24 protein-coding genes are annotated in these 20,196 nt (G+C 66.7%); 12 read left to right on the top strand and 12 right to left on the bottom strand.

What is annotated here, in order from left to right:
* Window positions 1-56 precede the first annotated feature (56 nt).
* Window positions 57-578, top strand: a complete 522-nt coding sequence (locus ACMUJL_RS08105) for a F0F1 ATP synthase subunit B' (RefSeq protein WP_068291414.1) — start codon at window positions 57-59, stop codon at window positions 576-578.
* Window positions 579-583: 5 nt separating this feature from the next.
* On the top strand, window positions 584-1,144 hold the full coding sequence (locus ACMUJL_RS08100; RefSeq protein WP_375569093.1) for a F0F1 ATP synthase subunit B: 561 nt from the start codon (window positions 584-586) through the stop codon (window positions 1,142-1,144).
* Between the two features lie 120 nt (window positions 1,145-1,264).
* Here ACMUJL_RS08100 and ACMUJL_RS08095 read toward each other — a convergent pair whose 3' ends face one another.
* The 3 genes from ACMUJL_RS08095 to ACMUJL_RS08085 all read right to left on the bottom strand — a co-directional run bounded on the left by ACMUJL_RS08095 (window position 1,265) and on the right by ACMUJL_RS08085 (window position 3,200).
* Complete coding sequence (locus ACMUJL_RS08095) at window positions 1,265-2,032, bottom strand: FadR/GntR family transcriptional regulator (RefSeq protein ID WP_375569095.1); 768 nt, start codon at window positions 2,030-2,032, stop codon at window positions 1,265-1,267.
* A 71-nt stretch (window positions 2,033-2,103) separates the two neighbouring features.
* Window positions 2,104-2,826 carry an LrgB family protein gene (locus ACMUJL_RS08090; protein WP_375569097.1) on the bottom strand — a complete coding sequence of 241 codons (723 nt, stop codon included), beginning with the start codon at window positions 2,824-2,826 and terminating at the stop codon, window positions 2,104-2,106.
* Window positions 2,823-3,200: a CidA/LrgA family protein gene (locus ACMUJL_RS08085; RefSeq protein ID WP_068291407.1), complete on the bottom strand. Its 378-nt coding sequence runs from the start codon at window positions 3,198-3,200 to the stop codon at window positions 2,823-2,825. The genes ACMUJL_RS08090 and ACMUJL_RS08085 overlap by 4 nt, the downstream gene beginning before the upstream one ends.
* Before the next feature lie 144 nt (window positions 3,201-3,344).
* On the opposite strand from ACMUJL_RS08085, the gene ACMUJL_RS08080 reads away from it, so the two are divergent.
* Window positions 3,345-3,626: a hypothetical protein gene (locus ACMUJL_RS08080; protein ID WP_138176962.1), complete on the top strand. Its 282-nt coding sequence runs from the start codon at window positions 3,345-3,347 to the stop codon at window positions 3,624-3,626.
* A 16-nt stretch (window positions 3,627-3,642) separates the two neighbouring features.
* On the opposite strand, the gene ACMUJL_RS08075 is transcribed toward ACMUJL_RS08080, so the two are convergent.
* The 3 genes from ACMUJL_RS08075 to ACMUJL_RS08065 are packed head-to-tail and all read right to left on the bottom strand — an operon-like array spanning window position 3,643 to window position 5,237.
* Entirely contained in the window at window positions 3,643-4,092 is a 450-nt protein-coding gene (locus tag ACMUJL_RS08075; RefSeq protein WP_375569100.1) for a GNAT family N-acetyltransferase, read from the bottom strand.
* A 28-nt stretch (window positions 4,093-4,120) separates the two neighbouring features.
* The gene (locus ACMUJL_RS08070) at window positions 4,121-4,576 is read right to left on the bottom strand and encodes a GNAT family N-acetyltransferase (RefSeq protein ID WP_375569102.1); all 456 of its coding nucleotides are present in this window, start codon (window positions 4,574-4,576) and stop codon (window positions 4,121-4,123) included.
* Between the two features lie 10 nt (window positions 4,577-4,586).
* Window positions 4,587-5,237: a HupE/UreJ family protein gene (locus tag ACMUJL_RS08065; RefSeq protein WP_375569104.1), complete on the bottom strand. Its 651-nt coding sequence runs from the start codon at window positions 5,235-5,237 to the stop codon at window positions 4,587-4,589.
* A gap of 220 nt (window positions 5,238-5,457) precedes the next feature.
* Between ACMUJL_RS08065 and smc the strand changes: the two genes are divergently transcribed.
* Window positions 5,458-8,913, top strand: a complete 3,456-nt coding sequence (smc, locus tag ACMUJL_RS08060; RefSeq protein WP_375569106.1) for a chromosome segregation protein SMC — start codon at window positions 5,458-5,460, stop codon at window positions 8,911-8,913.
* 58 nt (window positions 8,914-8,971) lie between these two features.
* Here the strand turns inward: smc and ACMUJL_RS08055 are convergent, their stop codons facing one another.
* The 3 genes from ACMUJL_RS08055 to ACMUJL_RS08045 form a co-directional block, all read right to left on the bottom strand.
* Window positions 8,972-10,150, bottom strand: a complete 1,179-nt coding sequence (locus ACMUJL_RS08055; RefSeq protein WP_375569108.1) for a lytic murein transglycosylase — start codon at window positions 10,148-10,150, stop codon at window positions 8,972-8,974.
* A gap of 61 nt (window positions 10,151-10,211) precedes the next feature.
* Entirely contained in the window at window positions 10,212-11,108 is an 897-nt protein-coding gene (gene cbiB, locus ACMUJL_RS08050) for an adenosylcobinamide-phosphate synthase CbiB (RefSeq protein WP_375569110.1), read from the bottom strand.
* Window positions 11,105-12,109: a threonine-phosphate decarboxylase gene (locus tag ACMUJL_RS08045; RefSeq protein ID WP_082896326.1), complete on the bottom strand. Its 1,005-nt coding sequence runs from the start codon at window positions 12,107-12,109 to the stop codon at window positions 11,105-11,107. Before ACMUJL_RS08045 ends, cbiB begins: the two co-directional genes overlap by 4 nt.
* A 216-nt stretch (window positions 12,110-12,325) precedes the next feature.
* Between ACMUJL_RS08045 and ACMUJL_RS08040 the strand changes: the two genes are divergently transcribed.
* Window positions 12,326-12,688: a response regulator transcription factor gene (locus tag ACMUJL_RS08040; protein ID WP_068291545.1), complete on the top strand. Its 363-nt coding sequence runs from the start codon at window positions 12,326-12,328 to the stop codon at window positions 12,686-12,688.
* Window positions 12,689-12,778: 90 nt separating this feature from the next.
* Here the strand turns inward: ACMUJL_RS08040 and ACMUJL_RS08035 are convergent, their stop codons facing one another.
* A complete protein-coding gene (locus ACMUJL_RS08035) occupies window positions 12,779-13,753 on the bottom strand; it encodes a glutathione S-transferase family protein (RefSeq protein WP_375569112.1) in 975 nt (324 codons plus the stop codon).
* A 398-nt stretch (window positions 13,754-14,151) separates the two neighbouring features.
* Here ACMUJL_RS08035 and ACMUJL_RS08030 point away from each other — a divergent pair, with 398 nt between their 5' ends.
* Window positions 14,152-14,502, top strand: a complete 351-nt coding sequence (locus tag ACMUJL_RS08030; protein WP_068291393.1) for a hypothetical protein — start codon at window positions 14,152-14,154, stop codon at window positions 14,500-14,502.
* A gap of 74 nt (window positions 14,503-14,576) precedes the next feature.
* Here the strand turns inward: ACMUJL_RS08030 and ACMUJL_RS08025 are convergent, their stop codons facing one another.
* On the bottom strand, window positions 14,577-15,749 hold the full coding sequence (locus ACMUJL_RS08025) for a MalY/PatB family protein (protein WP_375569114.1): 1,173 nt from the start codon (window positions 15,747-15,749) through the stop codon (window positions 14,577-14,579).
* A gap of 121 nt (window positions 15,750-15,870) precedes the next feature.
* On the opposite strand from ACMUJL_RS08025, the gene def (ACMUJL_RS08020) reads away from it, so the two are divergent.
* Genes def (ACMUJL_RS08020) through ACMUJL_RS07995 form a run of 6 tightly spaced genes read left to right on the top strand, consistent with a single transcriptional unit; the run spans window position 15,871 to window position 18,804 of the window.
* Window positions 15,871-16,392, top strand: a complete 522-nt coding sequence (def, locus tag ACMUJL_RS08020) for a peptide deformylase (protein WP_068291390.1) — start codon at window positions 15,871-15,873, stop codon at window positions 16,390-16,392.
* Window positions 16,389-16,898, top strand: coding sequence for a peptide deformylase (def, locus tag ACMUJL_RS08015; protein ID WP_375569117.1), 510 nt, complete (start codon window positions 16,389-16,391; stop codon window positions 16,896-16,898). The genes def (ACMUJL_RS08020) and def (ACMUJL_RS08015) overlap by 4 nt, the downstream gene beginning before the upstream one ends.
* Entirely contained in the window at window positions 16,895-17,389 is a 495-nt protein-coding gene (gene def, locus ACMUJL_RS08010) for a peptide deformylase (protein ID WP_375569119.1), read from the top strand. Before def (ACMUJL_RS08015) ends, def (ACMUJL_RS08010) begins: the two co-directional genes overlap by 4 nt.
* Entirely contained in the window at window positions 17,386-18,291 is a 906-nt protein-coding gene (fmt, locus tag ACMUJL_RS08005; RefSeq protein WP_375569121.1) for a methionyl-tRNA formyltransferase, read from the top strand. Before def (ACMUJL_RS08010) ends, fmt begins: the two co-directional genes overlap by 4 nt.
* A gap of 22 nt (window positions 18,292-18,313) precedes the next feature.
* Entirely contained in the window at window positions 18,314-18,553 is a 240-nt protein-coding gene (locus ACMUJL_RS08000) for a hypothetical protein (RefSeq protein ID WP_375569123.1), read from the top strand.
* A gap of 11 nt (window positions 18,554-18,564) precedes the next feature.
* Window positions 18,565-18,804 (top strand): GlsB/YeaQ/YmgE family stress response membrane protein, encoded by a 240-nt coding sequence (locus tag ACMUJL_RS07995; RefSeq protein ID WP_068291380.1) that lies wholly within the window; start codon window positions 18,565-18,567, stop codon window positions 18,802-18,804.
* Between the two features lie 61 nt (window positions 18,805-18,865).
* Here ACMUJL_RS07995 and ACMUJL_RS07990 read toward each other — a convergent pair whose 3' ends face one another.
* Complete coding sequence (locus ACMUJL_RS07990; protein WP_375569125.1) at window positions 18,866-20,194, bottom strand: lyase family protein; 1,329 nt, start codon at window positions 20,192-20,194, stop codon at window positions 18,866-18,868.
* Between the last annotated feature and the right edge of the window lie 2 nt (window positions 20,195-20,196).

Here is a 20,196-nt window from a genome sequence, read left to right as displayed (position 1 = left end):
GATGGGCCCCTGTGGCCCATCCGTTGTAACAGGCAAGTTTCCCTAGGGAGAACGACATGGCAACCGAACCGCATGGCGCAGAGTCCGCACCGGGCATGCCTCAGCTGGACTTCTCGACCTATGGCAACCAGATCTTCTGGCTGCTGCTCACGCTTGTCGTGATCTATTTCATCCTGTCGCGCATCGCGCTGCCGCGTATCGGCGCGGTTCTGGCCGAGCGTCAGGGCACCATCACGAACGACATCGCCGCGGCCGAGAACCTCAAGGCCAAGGCAGTCGAGGCGGAAGCCGCCTACAACAAGGCGCTGGCCGATGCCCGCGTCGAGGCGAACCGCATCATTGCCGAAACCAAGGCAGAGATTCAGGCGGATCTGGACAAGGCCATCGCCAAGGCCGATGCCGAGATCGCCGCAAAAGCGGCCGAGGGTGAAAAAGCCATCGCCGCGATCCGCGCCAGCGCCCTGGAAAACGTCACCGACGTTGCCAAGGACACGGCCAAGGAAATCGTCGCCGCAATGGGCGGCACCGCAGATGCGCGCAGCGTCACCGCGGCCGTCAACGCCCGGATGAAAGGCTAATCAAGATGAGACAGCTGATCCTCGTCCCCGCCCTTCTTCTGGCAGCAAGTCCCGCATTCGCGGCAGGCGGTCCCTTCTTCTCACTGAAGAACACCGACTTCGTGGTGCTCCTGGCCTTCCTGCTGTTCATCGGTGTCCTGTTCTACTTCAAGGTCCCCGGCTTGATCGGCGGTCTTCTGGACAAGCGCGCCGACACGATCCGTGGCGAACTGGAAGAAGCCCGCGCCCTGCGCGAAGAAGCACAGACGCTGCTGGCCTCCTACGAGCGCAAGCAGAAAGAAGTGCAGGAGCAGGCCGACCGCATCATCGCGCAGGCCAAGGACGAAGCCGCGACCGCAGCAGAGCAGGCCAAGGCCGATCTGCAGAAGTCGATCACCCGCCGCATCGCCGCCGCGGAAGACCAGATCGCATCGGCCGAAGCCGCCGCGATCAAGGAAGTCCGCGACCGGGCCGTCGTCATCGCGATCGGTGCCGCCCGCGATGTGATCGCCAAGCAGATGACCGCCGCCGACGGCAACAAGCTGATCGACGAAGGCATCGAGGTCGTCGACGCCAAGCTGCACTAAGCCGCGTCAGCATCGCCACACGGAAAACCCCGCATCGACCGATGCGGGGTTTTTTGTTGTTCCCCATGCAGCGACGCGGGTGCCGCGCCCTGTCAGTCGTGCCCTGTCAGTCGCGCCCTCTCAGCGCCGCTGTTCGTGCTCATAGCGCTGGCGCGCGATTTCCTCGTGGCGTTCGGACTTCTTCTGCTCGATCAGGGCGTTCTCCACGAAATTCAGGTGATCCTCGACCGCGCGGCGCGACGCGGCCGGATCGCGGGCCTGGATCGCCTCGTTGATCGCGCGATGCTGTTCCAGCAGGTTGTCGCGGATGCTGCGTTGCCGGAACATCAGTTGCCGGTTGTAGAAAACGCCCTGCCGCAGCAGATCATACATCGACCGCATCATGTGCAGCATGATCACGTTATGGCTGGCCTCGATGATCGACAGGTGGAAATCCGCATCCAGCAGAGCCTCGTCCGCCGGATCGCGCTTGCTGTGCGCGGCCAGCATCTTGTCGAAGATCGCCTGGATCACCCGCAGATCGGTGTCTGACGCCAGCCGCGCCGCGCGTTCGGCGGCCAGCCCCTCCATGTCGCGGCGAAAGCCGATGTAATCCAGAACCGCCTCTTCATGATCGGCGAAAAGTCGCGTCAGCGCGGGCGAGAACGCCCCACCCAGCACATCGGCGACATAGATGCCCGCGCCCGCCTTGCTGGTCAGCAGACCCTTTTGCTGCAACTCTGCAATGGCCTCGCGCAGCGACGGGCGGGAAATGCCCATGCGCTCGGACAGTTCCCGTTCCGACGGCAGACGCTCGCCGGGGCGCAGGATGCCGCGCAGGATCAAAAGCTCGATCTGATGGGTGACCGAGGTCGAAATCTTCTCGGGCTGGACCGAACGAAAGGGCATGTGTTCACCTCTGGTCAATTGGTAAAATCATATGACCACGAATGATGTCCGACAACAGGAATTCGTCCGCTCTAAAGCAGCAGCGACACAACGTAAGGTGCCAGAACGGCCGTCAGCATGGCATTCAACCCCATGCCGATGCCCGCGAAGGCCCCCGCGGTGTCATTGACCTGAAACGCCCGTGCGGTTCCGATTCCATGGGCGGCCACCCCCACGGCAAAGCCGCGCGCGCGCCAGTCGCGGATGCGCATCAGCCGCATCAGCGGTGTCACGATCACCGCGCCGATGATGCCCGTCAGGATCACCAGTGCCGCGGTCAGCGTGGGCAGGCCACCCAGTTGTTCGGATATGCCGATGGCCACCGGCGCGGTGGTCGATTTGGGCGCCAGCGACAGCCAGACCGGCCCCTCGATCCCCAGCAGCCGCGCGATCCACAAGGCCGAGACGATGGCCGTCACCGATCCCGCCAGCAGCGCCGCCAGCATCGGCAGCAATGCGGGCCGGATCTGCGCGCGATTGGCGTATAGCGGCAGGGCCAGCGCCACGGTGGCCGGTCCCAGCATGAAATGCACGAATTGCGCGCCCTCGAAATAGGTGGCGTAGGGTGTGCCTGTCATCCACAGCAACCCGCCCAGCAGCATCATCGCGATCAGGACAGGGTTGACCACCGGATGCCGCTTGGCCCGGCGCGACAGCGCATCGCCTACCAGATAGGCCACCAGCGTGGCGGTCAGCCACAGCAGCGGCTCGCGGCTCAGGTAGGACCAGATCTCGGGCAGGGGCAGGGGGGTCATGGCCGCGACTCCCCGGGCGTTTGCGCGCCCCCGTCACCGGTCAGCCGTGCGACCGCGACAAAGACCAGCACCCCCACGACCAGCGCCAGCGCGGTGCTGGCCACCAGCACCGCCAGCAGCGCCGGACCCGATCCGCCCAGAACGTCAAGGTGGCTGATCACCCCCACACCCGCGGGCACGAACAGAAGCGACAGATGCGACAACAGCCCCTGCGCCGTCGGCATGACCGCGTCGGCCAGCCGTGACGACAGCAGGCATCCTGCCAGCAGCAGCGCCATGCCCAGCACCGGACCCGGTATCGACAGGGCCAGCCCCCGCGCAAGGGTTTCCCCGATCAACTGGCAGATCAGCAGGATGGCAACGGCCTGGATCATCGCGGGCACTCCCTTGGGCTATGGTTGCTTGCAGCATCACAGGGCGCGGCGGCTTGCACAAGGACAGGATGCGCGGCCCGCCGCTCTTCTCCGGTTCAGTGTTTGTTAACCGTTCTCTGCGCTGATGATGCGATGACGCGCTTGATGATCCTTTTCCCGCCGCTTTTGCTGATCCTCGCCGCCTGCGACGGCGGCAGCCCGCATTTCATGGGGATCGAACCCACGCGGGTCGAGGTGGAGGGAAGCGTCTTCGCCGTCCGCGTCAAGGGCGACCTGGCAGAGGCGGTGCGCATCAACCCGCAATACGCCCCCCGCATGGGACCCATCGGCGCGCGCGCCGCCCGCGCCATGGAACAGGTCAGCGGTTGCACGGTGCGCGAGGTGCGGGGCGATCAGGCCCTGATCCTTGGCATTCTGGATTGCTGATGCACCACGCCTGCACTCAGACCAGCCGCCGGAACCCCAGCGTTGTCGGCCGGTCATAGCCGGGATGCGCGCTGCTTTCGGTCATCTCGAACCCGAGTGCGGCAAAGGTGACATGGTTCTCCAGCAATTCGATCCGCGTCTGCAGGCTGACCGAAGGCAGCCCCAGCGCGCGTGCCCGCTCCAGCGCCGTGTCGATCATCCGCCGCGCCAACCCCTGTCCCCGCGCGGTATGGGCCACGGCCAGCTTGCCCAGGTAAAGCGTCTCGGCCTTCGGGGTCAGGATCATGCAGGCCAGCGGCTCGGTCGTGCCATCGATCACCCACAGTTCGGCCCGCGCGGCCTCCTGCGCCAGTTCGGCCGGACCCATCCGGGACAGCGAAGATGGCGGATCGATCCGCCCCTCCATATGGGCAAAGGCCTGCGTCAGCAGCGACAGGACGGGCCGCATGTCCTCATCAGGCGCCATTCGGCGTGGCGCAGCAATCGGCGCTGTTTCATCCAAGCGATTTCTCCATGAAGACGCTGGTGCCATTGACCTCGTAATCGCCGAAGGCCCCGCAAGGGCCGAAACCCTGCGCGGCATAAAGCGCGATCGCGGCTTCCAGCAGATTGCCGGTCTCCAGCCGCAGCAGCGCCAGCCCCTTGTCCCGCGCGACCCCTTCGATATGCGTCAGCAGCGCCCGCGCCACACCGCGCCCGCGCGCCTCGGGGGCGACGAACATCGACTTCACCTCGCCATATGCGCCCTTGTCGGCAAGGGCGATCGTGCCCAGGATCTGCCCGCCATCCTCGGCCACGCAGAACGAAATCTCGGGCACCCGCAGCGCATCGACAGACAGATAGTGATTGTCCTCGGGCGGAAAGAGGCTTTCCATCAGGGCATGACTGGCCTCCAGCAGGGCCAGCGCGCCCGGTTCGCGCGGATCGCCTGCCCGGATCTGCAAGCCCATCGTCATCGCCTCAGCCCGCAAGGCCCGTGATCACCGCAACCAGCGGCCCCTCCATTGCGTCAAGGCACAGTAACAGGCCCACGCCCGCCACCATGGCCCCGGCCAGACGCGGACGCAGCGCGCCGATGCCGCCAGCCCGCGCCGCCAGAACCCCGGCACCCAGCGCCAGCGCATATTGCATCACGCCAAGGCCCAGCAGATAGCCTGCAAAGACAGGCCCCGCCGCAGCGCCCTCGGCCCCGGCGATCCCCGTCGCGAAGGCCGCCCCATGAAACAGGCCGAAGCCCGCGATCATGGGCAGGATCACCCCCGGCGTCAGCGCCCGCCCCGACAGGATCAGCCCGCCCAGCACCAGCAGCGACAGGGCGATGACCCCCTCGGCCAGCGGCAGCGCCAGCCCGGACAAGGCCAGCGCACAGCCCGCCAGCATCGCGCCCACATAGGCCAGCGGACCGCGCAGCGGCTGTCCGACCAGCATGGCGGCCACCCCGGCGGCCAGCACGAAGAACAGGTGATCGAACCCCAGTACCGGATGCGCCAGGCCGGACAGCACTCCCTGCATCCCCGTTTCCATCGGCAGACCGGCCAGCGGGTGATGCGCCAGGGCCGGTCCGGCCCCCAGCAGCAGGACGGGGATAAGCAGTCGGGCAGGCAAGCGCATGATCAGGGCCTTTCAGGATATGTGTCAGCCCAGCGTGACGCAGGGCGCGGGCCCCTGTCAACGCCGTCCTTTCACACCGGACTGACCCGCCAGAGCCCCTCAACGACCCAATATATTGGGGATAACTCGGCAGAAATCCCCATATCCGGTGCAAATTCGTTGACTCAGGCCCCCCAAGCCCCTCAAATTTCCGACCAGACCGGAATCGAAAGGCGCGCCGTTGCGTTTCACCAAGCTCAGACTGACCGGCTTCAAAAGCTTCGTCGATCCGACCGATCTGCTGATCCGGGACGGGCTGACCGGTGTTGTCGGCCCCAACGGCTGCGGCAAGTCCAACCTGCTCGAGGCGCTGCGCTGGGTCATGGGCGAAACGCGCGCCTCGGCCATGCGCGGCGGCGGGATGGAGGATGTGATCTTCGCCGGTGCCGCCACCCGGCCCGCGCGCAACTTTGCCGAAGTGTCGCTGGTGCTGGACAATGCCGAACGGCTGGCGCCCGCCGGGTTCAACGACAATGACCAGTTGGAAATCACCCGCCGGATCACCCGCGACGCGGGCAGCGCCTACAAGGTGAACACCAAGGATGTGCGCGCGCGCGACGTGCAGATGCTGTTCGCCGATGCCTCGACCGGGGCGCATTCGCCCGCGCTTGTCCGGCAGGGCCAGATCAGCGAACTGATCAACGCCAAGCCGAGGAACCGCCGCCGCATCCTGGAAGAGGCCGCCGGGATCTCGGGCCTCTACCAGCGCCGCCACGAGGCCGAACTCAAGCTGAACGCGGCCGAGGCGAACCTGCTGCGCGTCGATGACGTGCTGGAACAGCTGGCCACCCAGCTTGCGCAACTGGAACGTCAGGCCCGGCAGGCGCAACGCTACCGCGCCATCGGCGATGAGCTGCGCCGCGCCGAGGGCCTGCTGCTCTATCGCCGCTGGAAAGAGGCCGACAGCGCCCGTGCCACCGCCGAGGATGATCTGCGCGCCCGCCTTGCGGCCGCCGCCCAGGCCGAAACCGCCGCCCGCGCCGCCGGCAAGGCGCGCATCGCGCGTGACGATGCGCTGCCCCCCCTGCGCGAGGAAGAGGCGATCGCCGCCGCCGTCCTGCAGCGCCTGCAGGTGCAGCGCGACACGCTCACCGATCAGGAAACCCGCGCCCGCCAGACGATCGAGACGCTGAAGGCCCGGATCGATCAGTTGACCCGCGACATCGAACGCGAGGCCGGGCTGAACCGGGACGCGGGCGAAACCATCGCGCGGCTGGAATGGGAATCGCGCGAACTGGCCAAGGCGGGCGAAGGTCATGCCGACAAGCTGGAAGCCGCCGCCGCCGCCGCCCGCGAGGCCGCAGAGGTGCTGCAGCAGCGCGAGGCGGATCTGAGCCAGCTGACCGAGGATGTGGCCCGGCTGGCCGCGCGCCACCAGTCGGCGCATCGCCTGCTGGAGGACAGCCTCAAGACCCGTGCCCGCAGCGAGGCCGAGGCGACCCGCGCCCGCGAGGCTGTCGAGGCATCCAAAGGCGCGCTCGACAAGGCCATCGCCGCCTATGAAGAGGCGCAGACACAGGAAGCCGCCGCCGTGGATCTGGCGCGCCGCGCCGATGAAACCCTGCTTGCCGCCGAAGCCGCCCGCGCCCAGACCCAGGAACGCGAAGCCGATGTGCGCGCCGAACGATCGGCCGCCGAAGGCGAGCTGAACGCCTTGCGCGCCGAGGTCACGGCGCTTGCCCGCCTCGTGCAGCGCGACACCGCCGAGGGCGGCCAGATCATGGACCGCCTTCAGGTCGAACAGGGTTTCGAAAAGGCGCTGGGTGCGGCCCTTGCCGACGATCTGCGCGCCCCCGAGGTCGAGGCCGATGGCCCCTCTGGCTGGACGCCGCTGCCCGCCTATGCCGATCCGCAGCCCCTGCCCAAGGGGGTCACGGCACTGACCAACCACGTGTCGGTGCCCGATGTGCTGGTGCGCCGCATGGGCCAGATCGGTCTTGTCGATCCCGACGATGGCCCGCGCTTTCAGCCGCTGCTGAAACCCGGCCAGCGCCTTGTCAGCCTCGAAGGCGATCTGTGGCGCTGGGACGGTTTCCGCGCCTGGGCGGAAGATGCGCCATCCGCTGCGGCCCTGCGCCTGCAGCAGCTCAACCGCCTTGAAGAGCTCAAGCAGCAGATGGAGCGTGCGACCTCACGCGCCGATGCCGCCCGCGCCGCCCATGAGAGCCTGGCCAAGCGTCTGGCCGATCTGACCGCCGCCGATCAGGCCGCGCGCGGCGCACGCCGTGCCGCCGACGCCAAGGTCAACGAGGCGAACCGCGCCCTCAGCCGCGCCGAAGCGGATCGCAATCTGGCCGCCTCGCGGCTGGAATCGCTGGGTCTTGCCGTCACCCGCCACGAGGAAGAGGCGATGACCGCCCGCGCCCAGGTGCTCGAGGCCGAACGCGCCGTCGCCGGGCTCGAGGATCTGGACAGCGCCCGCGCCGGAATGGAAGACCTGCGCATGACGGTCGAGGCCGCGCGCATCACCATGATGACGCGCCGCTCCACCCATGACGAGATCCGCCGCGAAGGCGAGGCCCGCACCCGCCGCTCCCAGGAAGTGACCAAGGAACTCTCGGGCTGGCGGCACCGTCTGCAAACCGCCGAAACCCGCAGCGCCGAACTGGTCCAGCGCAAGCAGGATTCGGCAGCCGAGCTGAAAGAGGCCAGCGCCGCCCCCGAGGAAATCGCCGCCAAGCGCGAGGAACTGACCAGCGCCATCGACACCGCCGAGGCGCGCCGCCGCCGCGCCGCCGATACCCTGGCCGAGGCCGAAACCGCCCTGCGCGCCGCCGAACAGGCCGAACGCGATGCCGAACGCGCCGCCTCCGAAGCGCGCGAGGCCCGCGCCCGCGCCGAAGCCCGCGCCGACGCCGCCCGCGAAACCGTGGCCTATGCCGCCGAACGCATCAGCGAGGATCAGGACACCACGCCCGCCGGTCTGCTGGAAAGCCTTGGCGCCGATCCGGACGCCATGCCCGCCTCCGACATGATCGAGGCCGATGTGAACCGCCTCAAGCGGCAGCGCGACGCGCTGGGCGCCGTCAACCTGCGCGCCGAGGAAGACGCGGCAGAGGTGCAGACGGAACATGACACGCTGGCCGGCGAGAAGGCCGATCTGGAAGAAGCGATCAAGACCCTGCGCACCGGCATTGCCAGCCTCAACCGCGAGGGGCGCGAACGGCTGCTGACCGCCTTCGAACAGGTCAACAGCAACTTCGCCCTGCTCTTCAAGCATCTCTTCGGCGGCGGCGAGGCCGATCTGGTGCTGGTCGAATCCGACGACCCGCTTGAAGCGGGGCTCGAGATCATGTGCCAGCCGCCGGGCAAGAAACTCTCGACCCTCAGCCTCTTGTCAGGGGGCGAACAGACCCTGACGGCGCTGGCCCTGATCTTCGCCGTTTTCCTCGCCAACCCCGCCCCCATCTGCGTGCTCGACGAGGTGGACGCCCCGCTCGACGATGCCAACGTCACCCGTTTCTGCGACCTGCTGGACGAGATGTGCCGCCGCACCGACACCCGCTTCCTGATCATCACCCACCACGCGGTCACCATGGCGCGGATGGATCGGCTGTTCGGTGTCACCATGCAGGAACAGGGCGTCAGCCAGCTGGTCTCGGTCGATCTGAAAAGGGCCGAAGCGCTGGTCGCCTGAGACGCACCCCCTGCTTCTTCTTGCCCCAAATATCCACTCCGACCGTGCCGCCGCCCGCCTATAGCCGCGACAGCAGCGCCGCCGTGGGCCAGGCATCGGTGGGCAGGCCAAGGCGCGCCTGTTCCACCTGGACAGCCGCGCGCGTGCCCGCGCCCAGGATACCGTCGATCGCGCCCACGTCATGGCCGCGCGCCGCCAGCTTTTGCTGCAACCGTTTCATGCCCTCCTGGTCCAGCCCGGCATCGGGATTGCCCGGGGCAAAGACCGGCGCGCCCGACAGCCGCGTGGCGAAATAGGCCGCCGTCAGCACATAGGTGAAGCTCTGGTTCCACTCGAACATCCGGCCGAAGTTCGGATAGGCGATGAAGGCCGGCCCCTTGTGACCCTGGGGCAGGATCAGGCTGGCGCTCAGGCCCCGGCCCTGCCAGTCGCCCGACCGTGGCCGCACACCCATCGCCGCCCAGTCCGCCACCGGCAACGCCGTGGCGATCCCGCTCTGGCGCCAGTCCATCTCGGCGGGCACCGTGACCTCCTGCAGCCAGGGCTCGCCCCTGCGCCAGCCGAAATGCGCCAGCATCTTCGCCCCTGACAGCAGCGCATCGGGCACGGATGTCTTCAGCAGCACATGCCCGTCCCCGTCCCCGTCCACACCGTTTTCAAGGATGTCGCCGGGCAGCATCTGCACCATGCCGATCTCGCCCGCCCAGGCGCCGGTGGTGGTCGCGGGGTCCAGATCGCCCGCTTCGAACAGGGTCAGCGCATGAAAGACCTGGGGGCGAAACAGATCGGGACGGCGGCAATCATGGGACAGGGTGACAAGGGCGTTGACCGTGTTGAAATCGCCCTGGAAGGCGCCGTAATCGGTCTCGAAGGCCCAGAAGGCCAGCAGAATGCCGCGCGGCACGCCGTATTCGGTCTCGGCCCGGTCAAAGACCGCATCCCATTCGCGCGCCTTCGCAAGCCCCGTATCCAGCCGCGACTGGCTGATCAGGCGGCGGGAAAAGGTCGTGAAATCCAGCGTGAACACACCTTGCCGCCGATCCGCAGCCAGCACCTTGGGGTCCTGCCTGACCGGGGCAAGGAACCGCGCCACGGTGTCGGCATCATGGCCCTTCGCCTGTGCCTCGGCTTTCAGGCCTGTCACGAAGTCGGAAAAGCTGCCGCCGCATTGGGCAAGGGCTTGCGCGGCGGAAAGCGACAGCAGAAATGCCGCAAGGGGCAGGGCGGTCTTGAACATCGGATGCCTTTAAGATCATGCCATTCATCAAAAGATTAGCAGCCCCGTCGCCGCCTGACGATCACAACAGCGCCAGCACCGTGGCAAGGCAGAAAACCGCCACCCAGACCGTCCAGAGAACCCGCACCGCAGCTTCGATATCCTGCGCCTGCAGGGGCTTGCGCCCCGTGGCATTCACGAAGGGAAAATCCTGCATCCGCCCGTCATAGGCGCGTGGTCCTGACAGCGCGATGCCCAGGGCGCGCGCCATCGCCGCCTCGGGCCAGCCCGCATTGGGCGAGCGGTGCAACCGCGCATCCGCCACGATCCCGCGCCAGTCGCACAAGCCCCCTTGGGTCAAGGCGATCAGAAACGCCGTGCCGCGCGCGGGGATCAGGTTGAGCAGATCATCCAAGCGCGCCGCCGCCCAGCCAAAGGCCGCGTGCCGGGGCGTGCGATAGCCGATCATGCTGTCGGCGGTGTTGGTGATCTTGTAAAGGAGCAGGCCCGGCAGACCCGCCACCGCGAACCAGAACAAGGGCGCCACCACCCCGTCCGACATGTTCTCGGCCGCCGATTCGATCGCCGCGCGCGCCACGGCGCTGTCGTCCATCGCGGCGGTGTCGCGGCTTACGATCATCGCCACCGCGCCGCGCCCCTCGGTCAGCCCGCGCCGCAACCCGTCCGCCACGGCCTGCACATGGTCCACCAGGCTGCGCTGCGCGATCAGGATCGCGGCCACGATCACCTCGACCACCGGGCCGAAAGACGCCAAGGCCGCCCCCAGCCCCAGCGCGCCAAGCCCCAGCGCAACCATCACCGCGACACCCTTCAACCGTCGCGCCGCACCACTGTTGAACCGCGCATCCGCCCAGCCGATCAGCCGCCCCATCAGCACCGCCGGATGCGGCGCACGCGACCACAGCCAGCGCGGCTCGCCCGCCCAGGCATCCAGCAGCATCGCCAGGATCAGTGTCACAGCGCAGCCTCGATCCGGTCCCATTGGTCGGGCGCGGGCAGGCCAAGCCGGATCAGGGTCGGCGACCAGGGGAAGATCCGGCTCCAGATCCGGGCCTCAGCCAGCCTGGCCTGCCAGGCTTCGGCATCATCCACCGCGTAAAGACGAAACAGGTCGCACCCCCCGGTCACGACGGCCCCGGCACCCGTCATCAGCCGGTCCATCCGCCGCGCATCCGCTGCCAGCCTCTCCCGCGTGGCCTGCGCCCAGTCCCGGTCCGCCAGTGCCGCCGCACCGATGGCCAGCGCCGGACCCGATACAGGCCATGGCCCCATCCCTTCGGCCAGCCGGTCCAGCAGGGCCGGATCACCGATGGCAAAGCCCAGCCGCAGCCCCGCCAGTCCCCAGAACTTGCCGAAACTCTTCAGGACTATCCCGCCCTTTCGCGGCAGGTGCGCCAGCAGGGACCGTTCCGGCGCCACATCGCAGAAGCTTTCATCGACCACGATCAGGGGCAGCCCCCGCAGATCGTCGGGCCCATGCCATCTGCCGTCGGGGTTGTTCGGATGCACGATCACCCGCGCCTGATCTGTCGTATCGCCCTGCGCGCAGACCTGCCAGCCATGGCCCGCAAAGGCGGCGGCATGTTCGTTATATGTGGGCTGCGGGATATGCACAGATCCGGGCGGCAACAGCCCCGGTATCCGCGCGATCAGCGCGGATGCGCCGGGGGCCACCAGCAGCCCCAGATGATCCGGCACCTGCCACAATCGGCGCGCGGCATCCTCCAGCGAACGGGCCGCGGCCCGGTCCGGCAGTGCGGTCCATGCGGCGCCGGACACCGACACGCGCTCCGCAGGCCAGGGACAGGGGTTGATGCCCGTGGACAGGTCGATCCAGTCGGCACGCGCGCCCCCAAAACAGGCCACCGCCCCGTCAAGACCACCGCCATGATCGCGCCGCGCAGCCGAAGGCCGGGGCAGGGCTGCAAAAAAGGCGGGATCGTTGTGTGTGTCGGTCATTTGCGGCTCCTGCATGCGGCCCATCAAGCGGATTCGCGACCAAAGCGCAAGCCGGACAGCAAGGAGCCGCCGAGGTGCCGAAGATGTTAACAAATCCTTGCCGATCATTAACACTTTGTTAGGTTTTGAGCGTCATCACAGTCGGCACAAGCCGGGAAGATCAGACAACCCGGCACCCCAGGGTGCGGCGGACCCTGGCGACCGGATGAGGACATGATGATCGTCTTGATAGTCGAGCCTGACCCGGATCTCGGGCGGCTCTGGAAACGTCATATGGAACGACAGGGCGCCGAGGTGCATCTGGTTCAGGGTCAGTCCGCAGCCTTCGACCTGTTGCGCGCGCTGCCCGTGAACATGATCGTTCTGGACCTGGTGCTGCAGGACGGCAGCGCCCTGGCGATCGCCGATTACTCCAGCTACCGCCGGCCCGAGGCACGGGTGATCTTTGTCACCAATACCACCTTCTTTTCCGACGGGTCGATCTTTCTGCACAGCCCCAATGCCTGCGCCTTCCTGCAAAGCAACACCCCGCCCGAAGACCTGGTGGCGATGGTTTGCCACTACTGCAAGGCAAGCTGATCCGGCCCCCTGTCGGCGCCCGTGGGGCGCAAGCCCCTATCCGCGCCCGTGGGGCGCAAGCCCCTATCCGCGCCCGTGGGGCGCAAGCCCCTATCCGCGCCCGTGGGGCGCGAGGAAATCCAGGACAGGGTTGATCGGAACGATGCGGTAGGGATTTATCGTCTCGTGGCTGTAATGATAGTGCCGCACGATGTGATCCAGGTTCACCGTCCCGGCCACGCCGGGCACCTGATAAAGTTCCCGCGTATAGGCCCAGAGGTTGGGGTAATCCACGATCCGCTTGCGGTTGCACTTGAAATGCAGGTGATAGACGGAATCGAAGCGCACCAGCGTGGGAAACAGCCGCCAGTCCGCCTCGGTCAGCCGGTCGCCCATCAGGTAGCGGTTGGTGTTCAGATGGTCCTCCAGCCAGTCGAGGGTCGCGAACAGGGGGACCACCGCCGCGTCATAGGCGGCCTGCGTGGTGGCAAAACCGGCTTTGTAGACGCCGTTGTTGACCGTGTCATAGTTACGTTCGTTCACGGTCGCGATGTCGTGCCGCAGGGCCTCGGGCCAGTAGTCATCCCGGTTGCCGGTGATGTCGTTGAAGGCCGTGTTGAACATGCGGATGATTTCCGAACTCTCGTTCGACACGATGGTTTCGCGCTGCGTGTCGTAGAGGATCGGCACCGTGACCCGCCCCGAAACACTGGGATCGGTCCGGGTATAGATGTCGCGCAGGAAAGGCAGGCCGAACAGCCGGTCGCCCGTGGCGCCGGGATAATCCGTGGCAAAGGTCCAGCCATCGGTCAGCATGTCGGGATGCACCACGGACAACTCGACATGATCCGTCAGCCCCTTGAGGGCCCGGAAGATCAGCGTGCGATGCGCCCATGGGCAGGCCAGCGAGACATAGAGGTGATAGCGCCCGCTTTCGGCCTTGAAACCGTCGGTCCCCGAAGGACCGGCGCTGCCGTCCGGCGTCACCCAGTTGCGAAACCCCGCGGTGGTGCGCTTGAACGCGCCGCCCGTCGATGTGGTGTCATACCAGGTGTCATGCCATTTGCCGTCAACCAGTTGGCCCATTGATCAGTCTCCTTTGTCGGGCAACAAGCTAGGCCAGATTCCGCGGGACGATAACCCGAGGGGCCGCGCAACCACCCTGCATCAGCGCACATCCCGGTATTCTGGGCAGGCGAGGCCGCCCCGTCGCCCCGAATCGATCCGCCGCCCGGCGATACAATTCCCGGACATGCGCCGGATTATGCCCGGACCACGTCCGACCTGTGGCGCCAGCGCCGCAGCGCACAGGGTTTCGCGCGCGAAACCTATGGTGGAAAATTCCACGGGATGGTCGGTTTTTCGAAGAAAACGGGCGTTTGGCTTGGATGGTAACGGGCCGGAAACGAAATGTCGTCAAAGCTTTACTTGACGATTTTCACCCATCCCTCATTTTCAATCAGAAGGATGGTAAGGGGGATGCCATGACGACTTTTCTGTCCAGGGAATTGCGTGAAGGCCTGGCCGCGGCACACAAGCTTGCGCAGAAGCGGAAAAGCCGCCTGCGCATCGACGTCGATGGCAAGACATATCCCGTCCTGCGTGTCTGGGATGGCGGGTTTGCCATGGATCTGGAAGATGCCCCCCATCTGCGCGGATTGGTCGACCTATACGATGGCGGGCGGCACCTGTCGCATTGCCTGATCTTCGCCTCGGAAGAGCGCGAGGACGAGATGTGGTTCGACTTCAAGCGCAGCACCCCCGTGACAGATCATGCCGCGCTGGATTTCGCGCGTGATGAACACGCGCCCGTGGCGCTGATCACGCGGGACTGATCGCAGCCTGGGCCGAAGGTCTTGCCAAAACCTTGACCGACCGGGCGGTCACCGCCGCCTGGCGCAGCCATACCTTATTGCAGGTCGGCAAAGGCCTTTTGCATCCGCTCCACCGCCTGTTCCACCAGCGCGCGCGGCGTCGCAAGGTTGAACCGCAGAAAGGTCTCGCCGCCCTTGCCGAAGGTCGGGCCGTGGTTGACCGCGATATGCGCGCCCTGTTCCACCCGCCGGGTGAATTCGGCCGCATCCATCCCGGTGCCCGCGAAATCCACCCATGCCAGGTATGTCGCCTCGAGCGGCATCGAGGCGAGACCGGGGATCGCGTTGATCCCGGCATCGAACACCTGCCGGTTGCCGTCCAGATAGGTCATCAGATCATCGACCCATGCCGCCCCCTCTGGCGTGTAGGCGGCGGTCGCCATGAAGAGGCCGAAGGAATTGGGCGACAGGCCCAGGGCCATCATCCGCCCCTCGAACTTGGCGCGCAAGGCGGGATCGGGGATGATCACGTTGCCCGTATGGCTGCCCGCGATGTTGAAGGTCTTGGTCGTCGCCGTCATCATGATCAGCCGGTCGGCGATGCCCGCATCGACATTGGCCATCACCGTGTGTTTGACGCCCGGATAGAGAAGATCGTGATGGATCTCGTCCGAGACAAGGATCAGGTCATGCCGTTTGGCGAAATCGGCCACGCCCTGCAATTCGGCCCGCGTCCAGACCCGCCCGCCCGGATTATGCGGCGAGCACAGGATCACCATCTTCGCGCTGCCATCCATCTGCGCATCATAGGCGTCGAAATCCATCTCGTAGCGCCCGGCCGTGTTGACCAGCGGGCATTCGATAACCTTGCGCCCGTTGGCTTTGATGACCTTGGCGAAGGCGTGATAGACCGGCGTGAACAGGACCACCCCGTCACCGGGTTGCGTATAAGTGTCCACGCACATGGCGGTGCCATTCACTAGGCCATGGGTGCTGAAGATCCATTCCGGCTGCACCGTCCAGCCGTGCCGCGTCTGCATCCACCAGCAGATCGCCGCGCGATAGGCGGCATCGTCGCCGTAATAGCCGTAGACCCCGTGATCCTGCATCCGCGCCACCGCGTCCTGCACGCAATCCGGCGCGCGGAAATCCATGTCGGCCACCCACATCGGGATTCCGTCGGATGCCGGCACGCCATAGAGTTTTTCCATCATGTCCCATTTCACGGAATGGGTGCCGAAACGGTCGATCGGGGTGTCAAAGCTCATCTGCATCTCCTGTTTGGGCACAGCCTACCCCGTGACAGGGCGGCTGCAACGGGCAATTTTGCGCCCAAGGGGCCGTTTTGCACCATTGCACCGCAAGGGCCGCTGTCCTATCTCGTGCTGCATGACAAAACGCCCGATCCTGATCCACCCCGACCCGCGCCTGAAAAAGGTATCGGCCCCCGTGCCGGACCTGAGCGATGATCTGCGCCGCCTGGCCGATGACATGCTGGAAACCATGTATGATGCGCCGGGCATCGGGCTGGCGGCACCGCAGGTGGGTGTGAACACCCGCCTGATCGTGCTGGATTGCGTCAAGGCGGAAGGCGAGGCGCCGCGCCCGCTGATCATGTTCAACCCCGAGATTGTCGCCGCCTCGGACGAGCGCAGCGTCTACGAGGAAGGCTGCCTGTCGATCCCCGAACAATATGGCGAGGTCGAGCGCCCCGCCGAAGTGTCACTGCGCTGGATCGACCGGGACGGGCGCGAGCAGCAGGAAGATTTTGCCGGGCTCTGGGCGACCTGCGTGCAGCACGAGATCGATCATCTGGATGGCAAGCTGTTCATCGATTACCTCAAGCCGCTGCGCCGCCAGCTGATCACCCGGCGGATGCAGAAGCTCAAGCGCGAACGGGCGCGGGTGTGAGCCTGCTGCCGATCCTGCGCTGGCCGGATGCGCGCCTGTCGCAGGTCTGCGACCCGATAGACGCGGGCGAGGATCTGGGCGATCTGGTGCGCGACATGTTCGAAACAATGTACAGTGCCCCCGGGCGCGGGCTGGCCGCGCCGCAGGTGGGCGTGATGAAGCGGCTGTTCGTGATGGATTGCGGCTGGAAGGAAGGCGATATGACCCCGATGGTGTGCATCAACCCCGAAATCCTGTCTGCCGATGGCATGGCGCCGGGTAGCGAGGGCTGCCTCTCGATCCCCGGTGTTCTGGCCGAGGTGATGCGCCCCGAACGCATCCTGCTGCGCTTTTTCGATCTGGACGGCCGCGCGCAAGAGGTCGAGCTTGACGGGTTCGAGGCGCGTTGCGCCCAGCACGAGCTGGATCATCTGGACGGAATCGTGACCTTCGACCGGCTGTCGGACGAGGCGCGGCGCGTGGTCGAGGCCGCCTATTCCGTCAGCTTTCCGGTGCGCCCCGCGTGACCGCGCGGCGCTGCATCCCCTGGCCTGACGCGCGGCTGCGCACCCCTGCCGCCGATGTGGTCGCGGTGACAGACGAGATCCGCGCGATCTGGACCGACATGATCGACACGATGGAGGCGATGCCCGGCGTCGGCCTGGCCGCGCCCCAGATCGGCTTGATGCTGCGGCTGGCGGTCGTGGATGCCTCGGACAAGCGCGGACAGGCGGTGCGCATGGCCAACCCCGAGATCGTGCACGCCTCGGTCCAGCTGCGCGACCATGACGAGGCCAGTCCCAACCTGCCCGGCGTGCATGCCACGATCAGCCGCCCCCGCGCGGTGCTGGTGCGTTTCCTGAACGATCAGGGCGCGATCGAAGAGCGGGATTTCGTGGGCCTCTGGGCTACGTCTGTGCAGCACCAGATCGATCACCTGGCGGGCCGGATGTATTTCGACCACCTGTCCAAGGTGAAACGCGACATGCTGATCCGCCGCGCGAGGAAGCTGGCATGAAGGTCGTCTTCATGGGCACGCCCGATTTCTCGGTTCCTGTGCTGGAGGCGCTGGTCGAGGCCGGGCATGACATCGCCGCCGTCTATTGCCAGCCGCCGCGCCCCGCAGGGCGTGGCAAGAAGGAAACCCCCACGCCGGTGCATCAGCGCGCGTCAGAACTTGGTCTGCAGGTGCGCCACCCGGTCAGCCTGAAGACGCCCGAGGCACAGGCCGATTTCGCCGCCCTTGGCGCCGATGTGGCGGTAGTCGTGGCCTACGGCCTGATCCTGCCGCAAGCGGTGCTGGACGCGCCCCGGCAAGGCTGCCTGAACATTCACGCCAGCCTGCTGCCACGCTGGCGCGGCGCGGCCCCGATCCACCGCGCGATCATGGCGGGCGATGCCGAGACCGGCATCTGCATCATGCAGATGGAAGCGGGGCTGGATACCGGCCCCGTGCTGCTGCGCGAAGCCACCCCTATCGGGGTCGAGGAAACCACGGGGCAGTTGCATGACCGGCTGTCGCAGATGGGCGCGCGCCTGATCGTCGATGCGCTGGCGCGGCTGGATGATCTGGTGCCTTCGGTGCAACCCGAGGCGGGCGTGACCTATGCCGCCAAGATCGACAAGGCCGAAGCCGCCGTCGACTGGACCCGCCCCGCGACGCAGGTGGACCGGCTGATCCGGGGCCTTTCACCCTTTCCCGGCGCATGGACCCTTCATGACGGCCAGCGGATCAAGCTGCTGGGCGCGCGCCTGGCCGATGGCGCGGGCGCACCCGGCGAAGTGCTGGATGATGCGCTGACGGTCGCCTGCGGCACGGGTGCGGTGCAGCTTTTGCGCTTGCAACGCGCAGGCCGAGGCGCGCAGGATGCGGCAGAGTTCCTGCGCGGTCAGCCCTTGCCGAAAGGGACGCGGCTTTAGGCGGTTTTTACAGGAGTATGTCATGTTTCCCATGCTGATCGGTACGGTGGTGATTGCGGGGATCGTGGGCTATGCCTCGGAAAAGACGGGCTTTACCCGTAACGGAATCCTGCAGTCGATCATCATTTGCGTGGGCGGCGCTTTCCTGTTCTACTTTGTGCGGATCATGTTCGGATTGAGCATCGGAAGCCCCGGTGTCGATGCGATCCTGTCGTCGGTGGGCGCGCTGATCCTGGTGCCGACCCATTGGCGCAAACGGTAGGGAGAAACGCGATGGGCGTGATCTGGTTGCTGATCATCGGGGCCGCGGCGGGGTTCATCGCCACGCGCCTGATGCGGGTCGAGGCGGATATCATCACAACCATCGTCATCGGCATGGTCGGCGCGCTGATCGGCGGGCTGGTGTTGCGCATGCTGCTGGCGGTGATGGGGGTCGGTGCCGGGCTGGTCGGTGCGATCCTGGGATCATTGCTGCTGATCTGGCTCTGGCAGCTTTACACGGGCCGCAAATAGCAGGCCTTGCGCGGGTTGCGCGGGCGGGATCTGGATATTTGAAGCAAGAAGAAGCAGCAGGTCAGAGCGCCTGTGCCGCCGCTGCAAAGCGTCCTGCCTCATCCGGGGCATGGCCCATCTGCGCGGCCGCATCGAAGACCGGCGCAAGATCCAGATCGGGATAGGCCTGCATGGCCAACGCGGCCAGGTCCGCGCCTGACGCACCCGCCTCCTTGCACAATGCCTTGATCGCCGCCTGCGCCTCGGGGCGGGGCAGGTGGCGGGCCAGCGCGAAACTGAGTGCCTCGGCATGGATCAGGTTCTGACCATCTGTCATGGCGGCCAGCATCGCGGAAGGGACGGGGGCCAGCGTTTTCGACAGGCTTTGCGCATGGATCAGCGTGGCGGTGGCGGCAAGGCAGAGCTGCGGCAGGGTCAGCCATTCGGTAAACCAGGCCGCGCCATCCCGGTCCAGCCGGTGCAGCGCCGCGCCCTGCAGCGTGGCGTTCAGCCCTGCGGCCTGTCGCGCGGTGGCGGCCATGGCCGAGGGCAGGACCGGGTTCTGTTTTTGCGGCATCGTCGAGGAAGCGCCAGCGGCACCCAGAGAAACCTCTGCCATCCCGGTCTGGGTCAGCAGCAGCAGATCCTCGGCCATCTTGCCAAGGGCAAGGGCCAGCCGCGTCTGCCAGTCGGCCAGCCGCAGGATCGGGCCGCGGTCGCTGTGCCAGCTGCGCTGCGGATCGGCAAGGTTCAGGGCTGCGGCCAGCGCGGCGCGTGTCTCCTGCGCTTTCGGTCCCAGCGCGGCAGAGGTGCCTGCCGCCCCTGACAGCGACACCCAGAGCGTGGATTGGCGCAGCGCGGGCAGTTCGCCCAGAAGATCCAGCAGGGGGCTGCCCCAATGGGCGACGGTCGCGCCGAAGCTGGTGGGCGTCGCGTGCTGCCCATAGGTACGCGCGGCCATGGGCGTTGCCGCATGATCTGCCGCCAGCCGTCCCAGCGCCTTGAGCGTATCGGTCAGCATTTCCTCTTGCAGCGCCAGCATCCGGTCCAGCCGCAGCATCAGCCCGGTGTCGATGATATCCTGCGAGGTGGCCCCCCAATGGGCATATTGCGCATGTTCGGGCGCCTCCATCGCGCTGCGGAAGGCTGCGACCAGACCGGGCACGGAAACGCCGTTCTGCCCGGTGGGGTCGGCCAGGGCGGCGGGATCGATCTGCACCTCCATCGCGGCGCGGTGGATATAGGCGGCGGCGGTTTCAGGGATCACCCCAAGCGCGCCCTGCGCCTTGGCCAGCGCCCCTTCGACTAGCAGCATCGCGCGCACCTCGGCGCTGTCGGTGAAGAGGTGGCCCACCTCGCCCGACGGAAAGAGGCGGCTGTAGAGCGGGCTGTCGAAGACGGAGGCGGCCATGG

The sequence above is a fragment of the Seohaeicola sp. genome (genome assembly GCF_048006315.1).
GTDB lineage: Bacteria > Pseudomonadota > Alphaproteobacteria > Rhodobacterales > Rhodobacteraceae > Seohaeicola.
This window is presented reverse-complemented; position numbering and strand designations above follow the sequence as displayed.

Excerpts from the sequence above, each read along its gene's own strand:
- ACMUJL_RS08105 (WP_068291414.1), top strand. The coding sequence starts at position 57 with ATGGCAACCGAACCGCATGGCGCAGAGTCCGCACCGGGCATGCCTCAG.
- ACMUJL_RS08100 (WP_375569093.1), top strand. The coding sequence starts at position 584 with ATGAGACAGCTGATCCTCGTCCCCGCCCTTCTTCTGGCAGCAAGTCCC.
- ACMUJL_RS08095 (WP_375569095.1), bottom strand. The coding sequence starts at position 2,032 with ATGCCCTTTCGTTCGGTCCAGCCCGAGAAGATTTCGACCTCGGTCACC.
- ACMUJL_RS08090 (WP_375569097.1), bottom strand. The coding sequence starts at position 2,826 with ATGACCCCCCTGCCCCTGCCCGAGATCTGGTCCTACCTGAGCCGCGAG.
- ACMUJL_RS08085 (WP_068291407.1), bottom strand. The coding sequence starts at position 3,200 with ATGATCCAGGCCGTTGCCATCCTGCTGATCTGCCAGTTGATCGGGGAA.
- ACMUJL_RS08080 (WP_138176962.1), top strand. The coding sequence starts at position 3,345 with ATGATCCTTTTCCCGCCGCTTTTGCTGATCCTCGCCGCCTGCGACGGC.
- ACMUJL_RS08075 (WP_375569100.1), bottom strand. The coding sequence starts at position 4,092 with ATGGCGCCTGATGAGGACATGCGGCCCGTCCTGTCGCTGCTGACGCAG.
- ACMUJL_RS08070 (WP_375569102.1), bottom strand. The coding sequence starts at position 4,576 with ATGGGCTTGCAGATCCGGGCAGGCGATCCGCGCGAACCGGGCGCGCTG.
- ACMUJL_RS08065 (WP_375569104.1), bottom strand. The coding sequence starts at position 5,237 with ATGCGCTTGCCTGCCCGACTGCTTATCCCCGTCCTGCTGCTGGGGGCC.
- ACMUJL_RS08055 (WP_375569108.1), bottom strand. The coding sequence starts at position 10,150 with ATGTTCAAGACCGCCCTGCCCCTTGCGGCATTTCTGCTGTCGCTTTCC.
- ACMUJL_RS08045 (WP_082896326.1), bottom strand. The coding sequence starts at position 12,109 with ATGACCGACACACACAACGATCCCGCCTTTTTTGCAGCCCTGCCCCGG.
- ACMUJL_RS08040 (WP_068291545.1), top strand. The coding sequence starts at position 12,326 with ATGATCGTCTTGATAGTCGAGCCTGACCCGGATCTCGGGCGGCTCTGG.
- ACMUJL_RS08035 (WP_375569112.1), bottom strand. The coding sequence starts at position 13,753 with ATGGGCCAACTGGTTGACGGCAAATGGCATGACACCTGGTATGACACC.
- ACMUJL_RS08030 (WP_068291393.1), top strand. The coding sequence starts at position 14,152 with ATGACGACTTTTCTGTCCAGGGAATTGCGTGAAGGCCTGGCCGCGGCA.
- ACMUJL_RS08025 (WP_375569114.1), bottom strand. The coding sequence starts at position 15,749 with ATGAGCTTTGACACCCCGATCGACCGTTTCGGCACCCATTCCGTGAAA.
- def (WP_068291390.1), top strand. The coding sequence starts at position 15,871 with ATGACAAAACGCCCGATCCTGATCCACCCCGACCCGCGCCTGAAAAAG.
- fmt (WP_375569121.1), top strand. The coding sequence starts at position 17,386 with ATGAAGGTCGTCTTCATGGGCACGCCCGATTTCTCGGTTCCTGTGCTG.
- ACMUJL_RS08000 (WP_375569123.1), top strand. The coding sequence starts at position 18,314 with ATGTTTCCCATGCTGATCGGTACGGTGGTGATTGCGGGGATCGTGGGC.
- ACMUJL_RS07995 (WP_068291380.1), top strand. The coding sequence starts at position 18,565 with ATGGGCGTGATCTGGTTGCTGATCATCGGGGCCGCGGCGGGGTTCATC.
- ACMUJL_RS07990 (WP_375569125.1), bottom strand. The coding sequence starts at position 20,194 with ATGGCCGCCTCCGTCTTCGACAGCCCGCTCTACAGCCGCCTCTTTCCG.